12 protein-coding genes are annotated in these 14,904 nt (G+C 67.6%); 4 read left to right on the top strand and 8 right to left on the bottom strand.

Translation table 11 applies throughout. The features are described 5' to 3' along the window. Positions 1–11 precede the first annotated feature (11 nt). The 6 genes from AM586_RS20470 to AM586_RS20445 all read right to left on the bottom strand — a co-directional run bounded on the left by AM586_RS20470 (position 12) and on the right by AM586_RS20445 (position 7,459). A complete protein-coding gene (locus AM586_RS20470) occupies positions 12–1,229 on the bottom strand; it encodes an NAD(P)/FAD-dependent oxidoreductase (protein ID WP_047824749.1) in 1,218 nt (405 codons plus the stop codon). Between the two features lies 1 nt (position 1,230). Next, complete coding sequence (nirD, locus tag AM586_RS20465) at positions 1,231–1,578, bottom strand: nitrite reductase small subunit NirD (protein ID WP_047824534.1); 348 nt, start codon at positions 1,576–1,578, stop codon at positions 1,231–1,233. 19 nt (positions 1,579–1,597) lie between these two features. Then, positions 1,598–4,135 carry a nitrite reductase large subunit NirB gene (gene nirB / locus AM586_RS20460; protein WP_047824535.1) on the bottom strand — a complete coding sequence of 846 codons (2,538 nt, stop codon included), beginning with the start codon at positions 4,133–4,135 and terminating at the stop codon, positions 1,598–1,600. A 12-nt stretch (positions 4,136–4,147) separates the two neighbouring features. Then, positions 4,148–5,443, bottom strand: a complete 1,296-nt coding sequence (locus AM586_RS20455; protein ID WP_047824536.1) for an MFS transporter — start codon at positions 5,441–5,443, stop codon at positions 4,148–4,150. 262 nt (positions 5,444–5,705) lie between these two features. After that, positions 5,706–6,830 carry a CmpA/NrtA family ABC transporter substrate-binding protein gene (locus AM586_RS20450; protein ID WP_047824538.1) on the bottom strand — a complete coding sequence of 375 codons (1,125 nt, stop codon included), beginning with the start codon at positions 6,828–6,830 and terminating at the stop codon, positions 5,706–5,708. After that, a complete protein-coding gene (locus AM586_RS20445; RefSeq protein ID WP_047824539.1) occupies positions 6,827–7,459 on the bottom strand; it encodes an ANTAR domain-containing response regulator in 633 nt (210 codons plus the stop codon). Before AM586_RS20445 ends, AM586_RS20450 begins: the two co-directional genes overlap by 4 nt. A 190-nt stretch (positions 7,460–7,649) precedes the next feature. On the opposite strand from AM586_RS20445, the gene AM586_RS20440 reads away from it, so the two are divergent. The 4 genes from AM586_RS20440 (at position 7,650) to AM586_RS20430 (ending at position 12,982) form a co-directional block, all read left to right on the top strand. Continuing rightward, the gene (locus tag AM586_RS20440) at positions 7,650–7,889 is read left to right on the top strand and encodes a hypothetical protein (protein WP_047824541.1); all 240 of its coding nucleotides are present in this window, start codon (positions 7,650–7,652) and stop codon (positions 7,887–7,889) included. A 13-nt stretch (positions 7,890–7,902) separates the two neighbouring features. Further along, positions 7,903–8,070, top strand: a complete 168-nt coding sequence (locus AM586_RS28290) for a hypothetical protein (RefSeq protein ID WP_156328148.1) — start codon at positions 7,903–7,905, stop codon at positions 8,068–8,070. 161 nt (positions 8,071–8,231) lie between these two features. Continuing rightward, a complete protein-coding gene (locus AM586_RS20435; RefSeq protein ID WP_109370496.1) occupies positions 8,232–10,664 on the top strand; it encodes a S9 family peptidase in 2,433 nt (810 codons plus the stop codon). Positions 10,665–10,717: 53 nt separating this feature from the next. After that, on the top strand, positions 10,718–12,982 hold the full coding sequence (locus tag AM586_RS20430; RefSeq protein WP_229411113.1) for a hypothetical protein: 2,265 nt from the start codon (positions 10,718–10,720) through the stop codon (positions 12,980–12,982). Between the two features lie 17 nt (positions 12,983–12,999). Here AM586_RS20430 and AM586_RS20425 read toward each other — a convergent pair whose 3' ends face one another. Further along, complete coding sequence (locus tag AM586_RS20425; protein WP_082439419.1) at positions 13,000–13,509, bottom strand: DUF2726 domain-containing protein; 510 nt, start codon at positions 13,507–13,509, stop codon at positions 13,000–13,002. Positions 13,510–13,595: 86 nt separating this feature from the next. Beyond that, positions 13,596–14,819, bottom strand: coding sequence for a urate hydroxylase PuuD (locus AM586_RS20420; RefSeq protein ID WP_047824753.1), 1,224 nt, complete (start codon positions 14,817–14,819; stop codon positions 13,596–13,598). Positions 14,820–14,904 lie beyond the last annotated feature (85 nt).

Below are 14,904 nucleotides of genomic sequence, written 5' to 3'. Positions count from 1 at the left end.
GGAGACTCCGGTTACGCGGCTGCCAGGGACTGCGCCTGGCCGAACAGCAGGTGGTTGCGGATGGAAGAGATGTCGGTGCGGTTCTGGATCAGCTCGAAGTACCAGGGTCCGTCGGCGACGTCGCCGTACAGCACCACGCCCAGCAGGCGGCGCCCGCCGACCACCAGGCGCTTGTAGACGCCGCCGCGGCGGTCGCGCAGCACCAGGTCTTCGCTGGCATCAGAGCCGACGATGTCGCCGGCCGAGTACAGGTCGACGCCCGTCACCTTCAGCTTGGTGGCGGTAGCCTGCTGCACGTAGCGGCGATGACCGGCGCCAGCCAGGTGGGCCGCGCAGACGCGGGCCTGGTCCCAGATCGGCGCCACCAGGCCGAAGGTGGCGCGGCGGTGCTGCACGCATTCGCCGACGGCGTAGACGCGCGGGTCGTAGGTCTGCAGGGTGTCGTCGACCACGATCGCGCGCTCCACGTGCAGCCCTGCCGCCTGGGCCAGCGCGACGTTGGGACGCACGCCGGCCGCCATCACCACCAGGTCGGCCGGGATGACTTCGCCGTCGGCCAGGCGCACCGACTGCACGCGGTCCTCGCCTTCGAGGGCGGCGGTCTGGCGGCTCAGCAGGATACGCAGGCCGCGCCGCTCCAGCGAGGCGCGCAGCAGCTCGGCCGCAGGCGCATCCAGCTGCTGGTTCATCAGGCTGGCGGTCACGTGCACCACGCTCACCTCCATGCCCCGGCGCAGCAGGCCGTTGGCGGCTTCCAGGCCCAGCAGGCCGCCGCCGATCACGACCGCGCGACCGCCCGTGCGCGCCGCCGCCAGCATGGCGTCGACGTCGTGCAGGTCGCGGAAACCGATCACGCCGCGCAAGCCATGGCCGGGCACCGGCACGATGAAGGGCTTCGAGCCGGTCGCGACCAGCAGGCGGTCGTAGGGCACGGCGAGGCCGGACGCCGCTTCCACGATGCGCCGCTGGCGGTCGATGCGCACGACCGGGTCGCCGGCGCGCAGGGTGACGCCGTTCGCCGCATACCACTCGCGCGTGTGCAGCATGATGTCCTCGACCGTCTTCTCGCCCGCCAGCACCGGCGAGAGCAGGATGCGGTTGTAGTTCCCGTGCGGCTCGGCGCCGAACACGGTGATGTCGTACATGTCGCGGTCCAGCTTCAGCAGTTCCTCGACCGTGCGCATGCCGGCCATGCCGTTGCCGATCACGACCAGCGAGGGCTTGTTCATCTCAGGCTCCCACCAGGACCTGGCCGTTTTCGACCCGCACCGGATAGCTCGACACCGAGTTGTGCGGCGCCTCGAGGCACTCGCCGGTGCGCAGGTCGAAATGCTGCTTGTAGATCGGCGAGGCCACCACGACGCGCTCGCCGATGCTGCCGACCAGTCCGCGCGACAGCACGGCGGCCTGCGAATTCGGGTCGAAGTTATCGATGGCGAACAGGTCCGGGGACTCGGCGCCGACGCGGAACACGGCCACCTGGCGTCCGTTCAGCAGCGCGCACACGCCGGTGTCGGGCACGATGCGGTCGAGGGGGCAGACAGGGTTCCATTGCTTGAGCTGGATATCGCGATGCATGATGGTTCTCCTCGATGGTTCAGGCAATACGGGTGATGGGGATGACGCGCGTGCGTTCGTCCGGGGTGGCCGGGCGCACCTGGCCGCGCTCCGGCATGAAGACCACGTTGTCGTCCACGCCTTCGCTGTTCACGAAAGAGCGGAAGCGCGCGCGCACCGCCGGGTCTTCGACCGCGTTCTTCCACTCGTCGGCATAGCTGTCGACCACGCGCTGCATGTCGGCTTCCAGTTCGGCGGCGATGCCCAGGCTGTCCTCGACCACCACCTGCTTCAGGTAGTCCAGGCCGCCCTCCAGGCTCTCCCTCCAGGTGCTGGTGCGCTGCAGGCGGTCGCCGGTGCGCACATAGAACATCAGGAAGCGGTCGACCAGCTTCACGACGGTTTCCTCGTCCAGGTTCGAGGCCAGCAGTTCGGCATGGCGCGGCTTCATGCCGCCGTTGCCGCACACGTAGAGGTTCCAGCCCTTGTCCGTGGCGATCAGGCCGACATCCTTGCCCTGGGCCTCGGCGCATTCGCGGGTGCAGCCGGACACGCCGAACTTGATCTTGTGCGGCGCGCGCAGGCCCTTGTAGCGGTTCTCCAGCGCGATGCCGAAGCCGATGCTGTCGCCGACGCCGTAGCGGCACCAGGTCGAGCCGACGCAGGATTTCACGGTGCGCAGCGACTTGCCGTAGGCGTGGCCGGATTCGAAGCCGGCCGCGATCAGCTCTTCCCAGATGAAGGGCAGCTGGTCGACCCGGGCGCCGAACATGTCGACCCGCGCGCCGCCGGTGATCTTGGTGTACAGGCCATACTTCTTGGCCACCTGCCCCACCGCGATCAGTCCGTCCGGCGTGACCTCGCCGCCCGGCATGCGCGGCACCACGGAATAGGTGCCGTCCTTCTGGATATTCCCGAGGAAGTAGTCGTTCGAATCCTGCAGGCTGGCGTGCTCGGGCTTCAGCACGAAGTCGTTCCAGGTCGAGGCCAGGATGTTGGCGGCGACCGGCTTGCAGATGTCGCAGCCCAGGCCCTTGCCGTGCTTGCCCAGCAGTTCGACGAACGACTTGATCTGGCCGACGCGCACCAGGTGGTGCAGTTCCTGGCGCGAGTACGGGAAGTGCTCGCACAGGTGGTTGCTGACGGCCAGCCCGGCTTTCGCCATCTCGGCCTTCATGATCTGGTTCACCAGCGGCACGCAGCCGCCGCAGGCCGTGCCGGCATTGGTGCAGGCTTTGACGGCCGCGATGTCGCAGGCGCCGCCCGCCACCGCCTCCGCGATCGCGCCCTTGCTGACCGCATTGCAGGAGCAGACCTGGGCCGTGGCCGGCAGCGCCTCGACGCCGATGCCCGGGCGGGCGCCGCCTTCGCTTTGCGGCAGGATCAGGAATTCGGGCGAGGCAGGCAGTTTCATGCTGTTGAGCGCCATCTGCAGCAGGTTGCCGTATTCCGCGGCGTCGCCGACCAGCACCGCGCCCAGCAGGCGCTTGCCGCAATCGGAGACGACGATCTTTTTATAGATGCGCTTGCGTTCGTCGCTGAACTGGAAGCTGCGGCTGCCTTCGGTATTGCCGTGCGCGTCGCCGATCGAAGCCACGTCCACGCCCATCAATTTGAGCTTGGTGCTCATGTCGGCGCCGGCAAACGTGCCTTGCTGGCCGAGCAGCGCGCGCGCCACGGTGCGCGCCATGTCGTAGCCGGGGGCGACCAGGCCGAAGGTCTGGCCATTCCAGGCCGCGCACTCGCCGATCGCATACACGTCCGGGTCGGAGCTGAGGCAGGCGTCGTCGATGGCGATGCCGCCGCGCGGGCCGAGCGCCAGGCCGGCGCTGCGCGCCAGCTCGTCTCGCGGGCGGATGCCGGCCGAGAACACGATCATGTCGGTCTCGAGGACGCTGCCGTCGGCGAACTCCATGCGGTGCGCGGCGGTCTCGCCGTCGACGATGCGCAAGGTGTTCTTCTGCGTGTGCACGGTCACGCCCAGCGCTTCGATATGCGAGCGCAGCATGCGCCCGCCCAGCTCGTCGACCTGCACCGCCATCAGGCGCGGCGCGAATTCGACCACATGGGTGTCGAGCCGCATGTCGCGCAGCGCCTTGGCGCATTCGAGGCCCAGCAGGCCGCCGCCGATCACCACGCCCGACCGTGCCGTCGAGCCGCAAGCCAGCATCGCTTCGAGGTCTTCGATGGTGCGGTAGACGAAGCAGCCGGCGCGTTCGCGGCCCGGTACCGGCGGCACGAAAGGCGATGAGCCGGTGGCGAACACCAGCTTGTCGTAGCCCAGCACCTCGCCGTCGGCCAGGGTGACGGTTTTCGCGGCGCGGTCGAGCGCCACGGCTTTCGCGTTCAGCTTCAGGCGCAGGCGCTCCGGGTGGCGTTCGAAAAAGCCCGGCGCCACCAGCGACAGCTCGTCGGCGCTGCGGCCGGCAAAGAATTCCGACAGGTGCACCCGGTCGTAGGCCGGACGCGGCTCTTCGCACAGCACCGTCACGTCGAACGCTGCCGCGCCGGCGTCGGCGTAGAGAGATTCGAGAAATTTGTGGCCCACCATGCCGTGGCCGATGACGATCAGTTTCATGATCCGTATTCCTTAAGCGGCGGCAGGCGCCGGGGTTTCTGCTGCGGCGGCGCCGAAGCGCACGCCGATCGCGCACAGGCTGGATACCAGCACCACGCCGCCGAGGATCATGAGCGTCTGGCGCACGTCGCCGGTGCCTTTCATGAGGAAGCCGGCCAGCACCGCGCCGACGTTGCCGCCCGCGCCGACGATGCCGGCCACGCCGCCCAGGGCCCTGCGGTTCACGAAGGGCACCAGGGCGTAGGTGGCGCCGCAAGCCATGTGGGTGCACAGGCCGAAGGACAGCATCGCGACGATCGCCGAGGCCACGCCGCCGGTCTGCGAGAACCACAGCAGGCCCAGGCCTTCGCCCACCATCAGGATGAACAGCAGGGTGACGCGGCTGTTCAGGCTACCCTTTGCTGCGGCCTTGTCGGACAGCCAGCCGCCGAGGGCGCGGGCGAACAGGGCCAGCAGGCCGAAGCTGCCGGCCGCCATCCCCGCTTCCTTCAGCGAGAGCTTGAAGTGGTCGACGTAATAGACGGCGGCGACGTTGTGGATGAACAGTTCGATGCCGAAGCAGGCGCCGTAGGTGACGAACAGCAGCCAGGCCCGGTAGTTGCGGCAGGCGTCGACGAAGCTGGCCCAGCCCCCCTTGCCGCCGGCTTCGAAAGGCAGGCCGGCCGCGCGCAGCTCGGCGTAATTCCCTTCCGGGCAATCCTGGGTGAACTTCCAGTAGGCCACCGCCACGATGAGCATCAGCACGCCCGGCACCAGCAGGGCCGCGCGCCAGCCCATGGTCTCGCTGACCCCGGCCATGACGATGGCGCCCATCAGCAGCGGCATCAGGGCCTGGGCCGCGCCGCCGCCGCTGTTGCCCCAGCCGGCCGAGGCCGCGTTGGCGGTACCGACCACGCGCGGGCCGAACATCACCGAGGTGTGGTACTGGGTGATCACGAAGCTGGCGCCGACCGCGCCGATCCCGAGGCGGAACAGCAGGAAGCTTTCGTAGCTCTGGGCCATGGCCACGCCCAGCACCGGAATGGCGCCGAGCGCCAGCAGGCCGGTATAGGTCTTGCGCGGACCGAAGCGGTCGCACAGCGGGCCGACCAGCAGGCGCACGAGGATGGTGATGGCGACCGCCGCGATGTTGATGTCCGCGATCTGCGCCATCGACAGGTGGAACTCGCCCTTGATGACCGGCATCAGCGGTGCGCAGGCGAACCAGGCGAAGAAGCAGACGAAGAAGGCCACCCAGCTCAGGTGGAAGGCACGCATCTGCGGCGTGTTAAAGGAAAACAGCTTGATCGAATTTGCTTTGCCGGCCATGATCGCTCCCGAAAAAAAGAAAGGCGTCCGCTGCCTGGCCGAACACATCGTGGATGTGACCGGGTGCAGCGGACGCCGTTGTCCTGTGTGCCGGTCCGCCTTTGGACCGGCTAAGTATTCATGGGATCGCCGTTGATCCTTGATGGGAGTGTTTGCAAGAGCCGTGCCAGAGACCTTTCCCCTTGGGGCGCCGGCCTGCACCCGGCGAATGCGCGCTATTGCGGTGCACCATGCCCGATAATGAGGCGCGGGCTTGCACCGTTCATGGGGAGATATAAGCGAGGGGATCGCGGCCGTTCCAGATCCGCCCGTCCATCAGCACCGACGAGCGCAGCAGGCCGGCGGGGGCGTCGACGCCCGCCATCCCGGCGGCTTCGCGGTACAGGTCGACCCGGTTGACGCGGGCGGCGACCGCCAGCCAGTCGGGATCCTCGCGCAGCAGGCCCCAGCGCCGGTGCTGGGTCATGAACCACATGCCGTCGGACAGCCAGGGGAAGTTGGCCTCCCCGCCCGCGTGGAAGCGCAGCGGATCGGGATCGTTCCAGCGCCGTCCGAGGCCGTCTTCGTAGCGGCCCTGCAGGCGCGCGGCGATCAGGTCGCGGCTGGCGTTCACCCAGGCCGGGCTGGCCAGGACCTCGGCCGCGGCGTCGCGGTGGATGGGCGACGCATCGAGCCAGCGCGCCGCCTCCAGCAGCGCCGCCACCAGCGCGCGGCAGGCCCGCGGATGGGCGTCGGCGAAGGCGGCGGTGGCGCCCAGGGCCTTGCCCGGATGGTCCGGCCAGATGTCCTGGCTGGCGGCCGCGGTGAAGCCGGCGCCGTCCAGCACCGCGCCTGCGCTCCAGGGTTCGCCCGCGCAGAAGCCGTCGATGTGCCCGGCCGCCAGGCTGGCCGCCATCTGGCCCGGCGGGACGGTCGCGGCCTGGATGTCGCGCAGCGGATCGATGCCGGCCGCCGCCAGCCAGTAATACAGGAACATCGCGTGGTTCCCGGTCGGGAAGGTGTGGGCGAAGGTGAGGCGGCGGCGGCTCTTGCGGATGTGGGTCGCCAGCGAGGGGCCGTCGCGCACGCCCTGCTCCGCCAGCGCGCGCGACAGCGTGATGGCCTGGCCGTTGCGCGACAAATTCATCAGCACCGCCATCGGCACGGCGCGCGTGCCGATGCCCGTCTCGACGCCGTATACCAGCCCGTACAGCACATGGGCCACGTCCAGGCTGCCATTGACCAGCCGGTCGCGCATGCCGGACCAGGAATGCTCCCGGCTGAGTTCGAGCTTGATGCCGTATTTTTCGTCCAGCCCGAGCACCGAGGCCATCACCAGCGGGGCGCAGTCGGTCAGGGGCATGAAGCCGGCGCGGATGCCGGTTTTTTCGGGACGCTCGCTACTCATAAAAGATCTTCCACATCGAGAATGCGCTGCGCCACCTCGCCCAGCTTCAGGTTCTTGTTCATCGCCATGCTGCGCAGCTTCTGGTAGGCCTGCTCTTCCGTCAGGCCGCTCCTGGCCATCAGCACGCCCTTGGCGCGGTCCACCAGCTTGCGGTCGGCCAGCTGGCGGCGGGTGCTCGATAGTTCGTCCAGCAGCCGGCGCTCGCGCCGGAAGCGCGCCAGGGCCACGTCCAGCACCGGCTTCACGCGCTCGGCCTGCAGCCCGGCCACGATATAGGCCGAGACGCCGGCGCCGAGGGCCGCATCCATGCTGGACGGGTCCTGATCGTCGGTGAACAGCACGATCGGGCGCGGATCGTCGCGGGTGGCAATCACGATGTGCTCGAGCACGTCGCGGGCGTCGGATTCGCTGTCGATGATGATCATGTCCGGCTGGATCTGGGCGATCCGCTCGGGCAGGAAGACATCGGCCGGCAGCGAGGCGACGATGTCGTAGCCGGACTCCAGCAACCCGATGCGCAGCGCCGTGTTGCGCCGGGCCTGGGCCGCCATGGCGTGTTCGCCGGCGCCGCACGCGGTATTGACCACGACGATGCGCAAGGTGCGCTGGACGGGGGATGGCGATTTCATGCCTTGGGAATATGCAAGTTCCGGGCCAGAGAGATATTTCCGAAATGCATAACAGAAGCAAAGACGGGCCGCAGTGCAAGTCGAACAAATATTCACAAAGCTGATCGAAGGAATCACAAACTAAAAGTTCCTTTATGTCTGAACTCTCCCTATACTGCACCGCAACAACAGAGATTTATCGGAGAACTTCATGAGCACCGCTACCATCATCCAGGCACAAGACAAAGGTCTGCGCCAGCAATTCGCCGACAGCATCGCCAAGATCCGCGACTTCGCGATCGAACTCTACGCCGCACACGGCGGCTGGATCGCCCAGAGCGAGACCCAGCGCGCCCAGAACAGCCGCGCCGAGCTGATGGCGCTGGCCGCCGCCGCCGAATCCCATAGCCCGGCCCTGTCGGCCGAACTGCGCCACTTCGCTTCCAAATAACAAGGACACCATCATGACCCCAGTCGAATACGTCACCGTCGCCATCTCGGCCCTGGCCATCGTCACCCGCATCGTGTTCTTCATCCGCAATCCGCACGTGACCACCCCGACCGAAATGTGGGCTGCCGATCACCCGCAGATGTGGCTGGCCGATCACCCGAAACTGAAAGAACTCAGCTAAGTTTCTTCAGTCGTCATCGTTCTCCGCGCCCGGCATTGGCCGGGCGTTGTCGTTTACGGACTTCGTACGTACGCAGGCGCGCGACGCCCCGCAGCGAATCCGCCCTCTCCGTTTGCCGGCTGCGCTAGAATGCCTTTTTGCAATTTCTACCCAGACCACAGATGCGCATTCCCGCTTCCGCTTCCGCTTCCGCTATCGCCGTCCTGGCTGCCCTGCTGGCCCTGCCCGGCGCTGCCGCCACCGGCGCCATCGCCGCCACCTCGACGCCCGTGACCCTCGACCAGGCCATGGCCAATCCGGACTGGATCGGCAATCCGGTCGAAACCGCATGGTGGAGCTGGGACGGCAAGCAGGTCCTGTACAAGCAGAAGCGCGCCGGCTCGCCGCTGCGCGACATCTACCAGACCGGCTTTCAGTCCGGCCTGAACAAGGCGCGCAAGGTCGAGGATGCGGAGCTTGCCAAACTGGATAGCGCGCTGGTGGTCTACAACCGCGAGCGCACCCGCGCCGCCTTCGTGCGCAACGGCGACCTGTTCGAGCGCGACCTCAGGAGCGGCGAACTGGTGCAGATCACCCGCAACAACGGCGTCGCCGTCAGCGCCCTGCAGTATGCCGCCGACGGCCGCGGCGTGCAGTTCCGCATCGGCGACGACTGGGGCGTCTGGGACCGCGCCAGCCGGCTGGTCTCGCCGGTCGCCACGGTGCGCGCGGCCAGGGAGCCGGGCGCCCAGGATGCGGATGCGCTGCGCGACATGCAACTGCGCCTGATCGCCACCCTCAAGCGCCAGAAGGATGAGCGCGACGCCAACCGCGAACGCGCCGAGGAAGAGCGCCGCACCGACCCGACCCGCGCGCCGGCCCCGGTCTACCTGGGCGACAAGCTGTCGATCGCGGCCACCCACCTGTCGCCGGACGGCCGCTGGCTGCTGGTCGTGACCGGGCCGAAGGATGGCGACAAGGGCCGCGTCGGCAAGATGCCGCGCTACGTGATGGAAAGCGGCTACGAAGAGACCTCGGACGAGCGCACCCGCGTCGGCCGCAAGGATCCGCACCCGCACGGCCTGAAACTGGTCAACCTGCTCACGCACGCGGTGAAGGACCTGTCCTTCGACGTCCTGCCCGGCATCAAGGACGACCCGCTGGCGGCCATGCGCGCCGAGCGCAAGCTCGATCCGCTCAAGGGCAACCGGCCGCTGAAGATCGGCTTCGACGGCGAGTCCGTGGTCTGGAGCGCGAACGGCGCGAATGCCGCCGTGATGCTGCGCTCGGTCGACAACAAGGACCGCTGGATCGCCACCGTCGACCTGCCGCGCGCCGCGCTCAAGCCGGTGCACCGCCTGAGCGACCCGGCCTGGGTCAATTTCGACAACAGCGATTTCGGCTGGCTGCCGGACGACGGCACCCTGTGGTACCTGTCGGAGGAAACCGGTTACTCGCACCTGTACACGCTGGACGCGTCCGGCCGCAGCCGCGCGCTCACGCAGGGCAAGTGGGAAGCCACCGACGTGGCCTGGTCGCTCGACGGCGCCACCGCCTGGGTCATGTGCAACCGCAAGACCCCGGGCGCCTACGAAGTCTGCGCCGTCAATGCCCGCGATGGGTCGACCCGCGAAGTCAGCAGCCTGGATGGCGGCGTCGAAGACTTCCGCCTGTCGCCGGACCAGCGCAGGCTGCTGGTGCACTACTCCGGCCCCTACCTGCCGCCGCAGATCGCGACCCTGCCCTCGCACGGCGGCGACGCGGTGAAACTGACCGATACCCGCAGCGCCGAATTCAAGGCCCACGACTGGATCCAGCCGCAGTTCGTGACCGTCCCCTCGACCCATGGCGCGGAACCGATCTGGTCCAAGCTGTACCGCCCGGCCCGGCTCGAGCCGGGCAGGAAGTACCCGGTAGTGATGTTCGTGCACGGCGCCGGCTACCTGCAGAACGTTTCGCACCGCTACACGCCCTACTTCCGCGAGCAGATGTTCCACAACCTGCTGGTGCAGAAGGGCTACGTGGTGCTGGACATGGACTACCGGGCCTCGAAAGGCTATGGCGTCAAGTGGCGCAGCGCGATCTACCGCCAGATGGGCCACCCGGAGCTGGAAGACTACCTGGACGGCGTGAACTGGATGGTCGCCAACGAGCAGGGCGACGCGAACAGGGTCGGCATCTACGGCGGCAGCTACGGCGGCTTCATGACCCTGATGGGACTGCTGCGCGCACCGGAAGTGTTCAAGTCGGGCGCCGCGCTGCGTCCGGTCAGCGACTGGACCACGTACAACCACGAGTACACGGCCAACATCCTGAACACCCCGGACATCGATCCGGAAGCCTACAAGGTATCGTCGCCGATCGAGTACGCGCAGAACCTGCAGGGCAACCTGCTGATCGCGCACGGCATGGTCGACGACAACGTGTTCTTCCAGGACTCGGTGCGCATGGCCCAGCGCCTGATCGAGCTGAAGAAGGATCACTGGGAACTGGCGCCGTATCCGATGGAGCGCCACTCCTTCGTCCAGCCCGAGAGCTGGTACGACGAGTACCGCCGCATCTACCAGCTGTTCGAGCGCACGCTCAAGCAGCCGGCGCCGCCTGCTGCACAGTAAGCGGTATCATCGAGGCGCCTCCGGGCGCCTTTTTCATCCTTGCCCCAGATCCCATGCCTTCAACAAGACTGCCGCCCTCCCTTCTCTTCCTTGCCCTGCTGCCCGCCGTTGCCCCGGCCCAGAACCTGCCCGAGACCGGGCAGCTCGATGCCGACAAGGTGCTGCAGTCGCGCTATGGCGGCGCCCCGGCGGCGGAGAAGACGGCGGAAAAGACAGCGGTAAAGGCGGCAGCAAAGGCGGCGGCCAAGGCGGCGCCGGGACCGGCTGCCGCGGAGGAAGCGGCGTCCGCACCGGCGCCGGCGGTCATGGACTGGGGCGACGGCATCACCGGCGTGGTGATCGAGGCCGAAGGCGGCGAAGCGAAGGCCGCGCTGCCCGTCACCTTCGGCCAGGTGTTCGCAGCGGGCGACCTGAAACGCACGGACACGCTGGTCGGCCGCCTGCCCGATGGCCGTACGGTGCCGCTGCAGGTCGACGTCAAGGCCACGCACGCGGACGGCTCGGTGCGGCACGCCGTCATCAGCGCGGTGCTGCCGGGCGCCGCCAGGGCCGGCGCGCAGGCGATGGCGCTGGTGAAGGCGAAGGACAAGCCCGCCAGGGCCGGGACGCCGGCTTCCGTGGCGGCCCTGCTCGACGCCGGTTTCACGGCCGCGGCCAGCGCCACCATCGACGGCCAGGCCTGGACCGCCTCCGCCGACAGGCTGCTGCGGCAGAAGCCCGAGCTCTGGCTCGACGGTCCGCTGGTGACGGAATGGCTGGTCTCGGCCCCGCTCAGGAACGACAAGGGCGAGGAGCATCCGCGCCTGAGCGCGCGCTTCGCCGTGCGCTGGTATCGCGCGCTGGGCAAGGCCCGCGTCGACGTCACCATCGAGAACGCCTGGGCCTTCCAGCAGGCGCCGCGCAACGAGACCTACGACGCCCGTATCCTCATTGGGGGCAAGCAGGCGTATGCGAAAACGGGCCTGGTCCACTTCAACCAGGCGCGCTGGCGCAAGACCTTCTGGTGGGGCGAGGTGCCCGAAGTGCACATCCGCCACGATACCGGCTACCTGATCGCCTCGCGCGCGCTGCCGAACTACGACCGCTCGGTGCGCGTCTCCGACCGTGCGCTGGCCGAGCTGAAAGCCAAGTGGAGCGGGCTGAAGACCGAACCGATGGGCATCGGCATGGCGATCGCCTACATGCCGACCACCGGCGGGCGCGACGACATCGGCCTGCTGCCCGGCTGGAGCGCGCTCTACCTGCTCAGCATGGACAGGCGGGCCAGGGAAGTCACGCTCGGCACCGCCGACCTGGCCGGCAGCTGGTCGATGCACTACCGCGACCGCGCCACCGGCCGGCCGGTCAGCCTGATCGACCACCCCTACATGACCGTCGCTGGCCACGCTTCCGATACGCGCAACCCGAAGACCGGCAAATCCGAAGCCTTCCCGCCCTGTCCCAAGGATGCCTGCAAGACGCCCTATGTCCACGACGTCTCGCACCAGGCTTCCTTCGCCTACCTGCCCTACCTGGTCACCGGTGACTTCTACTATCTGGAAGAGCTGGAATTCTGGGCGATGTACGACGTGTTCAACTCGAATCCCGGCTACCGCGAGAACATCAAGGGCCTGCTCAGGCCCGAGCAGGTGCGCGGCCAGGCCTGGGCCCTGCGCACGCTGGGCGAAGCGGCCTATGTCGTGCCGGACGGCGATCCGCTGAAGGACGACTTCCAGCGCATCCTGAAGAGCAACCTGGACTGGTACAACGCCGAGTACACCGACAACCGCAACGCCAACAAGCTCGGCGTCATCGTCAACGGCTACGCGCTCGGTTACAAGAACGGCACTGGGATGGCGCCGTGGATGGACGACTTCTTTACCGCCGCCGTCGGCCACCTCGCCGACCTCGGCTTCGATGGCGCCAAACGCCTGCTGGCTTGGAAGGCGAAATTCCCGATCATGCGTATGACGGCCCCGGAGGCCTGCTGGACAGACGCATCGATCTACGCACTAACCGTACGCGATTCGTCCACCTCGCCCTTCTACACGACGATGGAACAAGCCTGGAAGGCCAGCCATCCGCCCGAGGTTGCGAAGCTCCCTTGCGAGAGCGCCGAGCTGGCGCAGGCGCTCAAGCTCAAGCAGGGCGAAATGAGCGGTTATTCCTCAGCCGCCACCGGCTACCCCTCGAACCTGCAGCCGGCGCTGGCCTATGCGGCCGAGGTCGGCGGAGAAGCCGGACGCAAGGCCTGGAAACGCTTCATGGACCGCAGCGTCAAGCCGGATTACGGCACTGCGCCGCAGTTCGCGATCGTGCCTCGCAAGACGCAGCAGTAGCGCAGGCCCGCGCCGGTTCAGCCCACCGCAACGGGATCGAGGACGGATGGCCCGGACGGCGCGGCAGGCGCGAGGATGGCGGCGCGGATCGCAGCCGCCGGCGGCTTCTGGCGCGACTGGAAGCGGACCGTCCTGAAGCCGCCCTGCTCGAGGCGGCCGTCGCGCAGCTTGTCCCTGGCGGCCGAATGCGTCCTGTCGTCCAGTTCGACGACGGCGACGACTTCGCAGCGCCGGTTGCACACGACGTAGTCGATCCGCTTCTGCGCGATGCGCAGGCGGTCGTCGTGCGCCCGCTTCCTGTCGGTGCTGGCGGATTCGAGCAGCGCCGACATCGCCACCTGGGGGAAGATGTAATGCTCGGGCAGGGCCGCGACGAGCCGGCCAAAGAATTCCATCTCGTTATCGCTCATGAGGGCGCGGCCCCTGTACTTCGCATCCGGCGCCCGCTTCCCCGCGCGCGCGCGCACGGGCTTGATGAACAGGACGCACAGCGCCAATGCGACGGCGACAGGGATGAGAAGTTTCATGGTCAATCTTTACCAGCCTGGATTCGAGGATCGACAGCATAGCAATTCTTGACGCTTGGAAATCCTCGCTTTGTCACAAGGCCGGACTACTGCGTTTTTGCGCCGGCCTCGAACCACGCCGCCACCTGGGCCCGCTCGGCATCCGTCATGTTCGTCATGTTCGCCAGCGGCATCGCCTTCAGCTGCACCGCCTGCTGGTAGATGCGCTGGGCGTTCTGCTCGATGCCGTGCGCATCGTCCAGCATCACCCCGGCGGGGGCGGTGGCGAAGCCGGCTTGCGTGGGATGCGCGGCATGGCAGGACACGCAGCGCTGCCGGATGATGCCCTGCACCGCCGCAAACTGCACGCTGGCGTCGGCGCCGGCGTTCGTCGCGGCGCTTGCCGCCGGCGGTTTCGGCGCGATCGCCACGGCGACCGCCAGCAGCAGGAGCACGCCCACGGCCGGGTACTTCCATTCGACGCGGCCCTTGTGGCGCAGGTTGAAGAAGTGGCGGATGAAGACCCCGGCCAGCATGATCCCGGCCAGCACCGCCCAGGCGTGCTCGTGGCGGTAGGTCATGGCGAAGTGGTTGCTGATCATGATGAACAGCACCGGCAGCGTGAAGTAGTTGTTGTGCACGCTGCGCTGCTTGCCGCGGATGCCGTAGACCGGGTCGGGCTTGTGGCCGGCGATCATCGCATCGACCATCCTGCGCTGCCCGGGGATGATCACCATCGCCACGTTGGCGACCATGATGGTGCCGATCATCGCGCCCACGTGGATGTAGGCCGCGCGTCCGCTCAGCCAGTGGGTCAGCACCCAGGCCGCGCCGCTCAGGAACACGAACATCACGGCGCCGAAGGCCAGGTCGTGCTTGCCCAGCTTCGAGCGGCACAGCAGGTCGTAGACGACCCAGGCCAGCACCAGGCTTCCCAGGCCGATGCCGACCGCCTGCCCGGTCGAGAGATCGGCCACGCCGCGGTCGACCATCATCGCCTGGGCGTTGAAGTAGTAAACGATGGTGAGCAGCGCAAAGCCCGACAGCCAGGTCGAATACGCTTCCCACTTGAACCAGTGCAGTTCCTTCGGCAGCTCGGCCGGCGCGACCAGGTACTTCTGCGGGTTGTAGAAGCCGCCGCCGTGCACCGCCCACAGCTCGCCGGCCACGCCCTTCTTCGCCAGTTCGCCGCCCGGCGCCGGCGGCCGCAGGGAATTATCCAGCCAGACGAAATAGAAGGAGGCGCCGATCCAGGCGATGCCCGTGATGACGTGCAGCCAGCGCACCAGCAGGTTCATCCATTCGAGGCCATAGGGAAGCAGGTATTCCATGAACATCCTTTGTAGAGACGACTAAACAAGATAAACCGCTTTCCATTTATTCAACATCAAAAATACCGTATATTTGACATACGCG

Source organism: Massilia sp. WG5, assembly GCF_001412595.2.
GTDB lineage: Bacteria > Pseudomonadota > Gammaproteobacteria > Burkholderiales > Burkholderiaceae_D > Telluria.
Note: the sequence above shows the minus strand (reverse complement) of the source record. Positions and strands in the feature narration are given on the sequence as shown.

Coding starts and splice junctions, on each gene's coding strand:
- AM586_RS20420 (WP_047824753.1), bottom strand. CDS start 14,819: ATGGAATACCTGCTTCCCTATGGCCTCGAATGGATGAACCTGCTGGTG.
- AM586_RS20435 (WP_109370496.1), top strand. CDS start 8,232: ATGCGCATTCCCGCTTCCGCTTCCGCTTCCGCTATCGCCGTCCTGGCT.
- AM586_RS20425 (WP_082439419.1), bottom strand. CDS start 13,509: ATGAAACTTCTCATCCCTGTCGCCGTCGCATTGGCGCTGTGCGTCCTG.
- AM586_RS20430 (WP_229411113.1), top strand. CDS start 10,718: ATGCCTTCAACAAGACTGCCGCCCTCCCTTCTCTTCCTTGCCCTGCTG.
- AM586_RS20470 (WP_047824749.1), bottom strand. CDS start 1,229: ATGAACAAGCCCTCGCTGGTCGTGATCGGCAACGGCATGGCCGGCATG.
- AM586_RS20440 (WP_047824541.1), top strand. CDS start 7,650: ATGAGCACCGCTACCATCATCCAGGCACAAGACAAAGGTCTGCGCCAG.
- AM586_RS20445 (WP_047824539.1), bottom strand. CDS start 7,459: ATGAAATCGCCATCCCCCGTCCAGCGCACCTTGCGCATCGTCGTGGTC.
- AM586_RS20455 (WP_047824536.1), bottom strand. CDS start 5,443: ATGGCCGGCAAAGCAAATTCGATCAAGCTGTTTTCCTTTAACACGCCG.
- AM586_RS28290 (WP_156328148.1), top strand. CDS start 7,903: ATGACCCCAGTCGAATACGTCACCGTCGCCATCTCGGCCCTGGCCATC.
- nirD (WP_047824534.1), bottom strand. CDS start 1,578: ATGCATCGCGATATCCAGCTCAAGCAATGGAACCCTGTCTGCCCCCTC.
- AM586_RS20450 (WP_047824538.1), bottom strand. CDS start 6,830: ATGAGTAGCGAGCGTCCCGAAAAAACCGGCATCCGCGCCGGCTTCATG.
- nirB (WP_047824535.1), bottom strand. CDS start 4,135: ATGAAACTGATCGTCATCGGCCACGGCATGGTGGGCCACAAATTTCTC.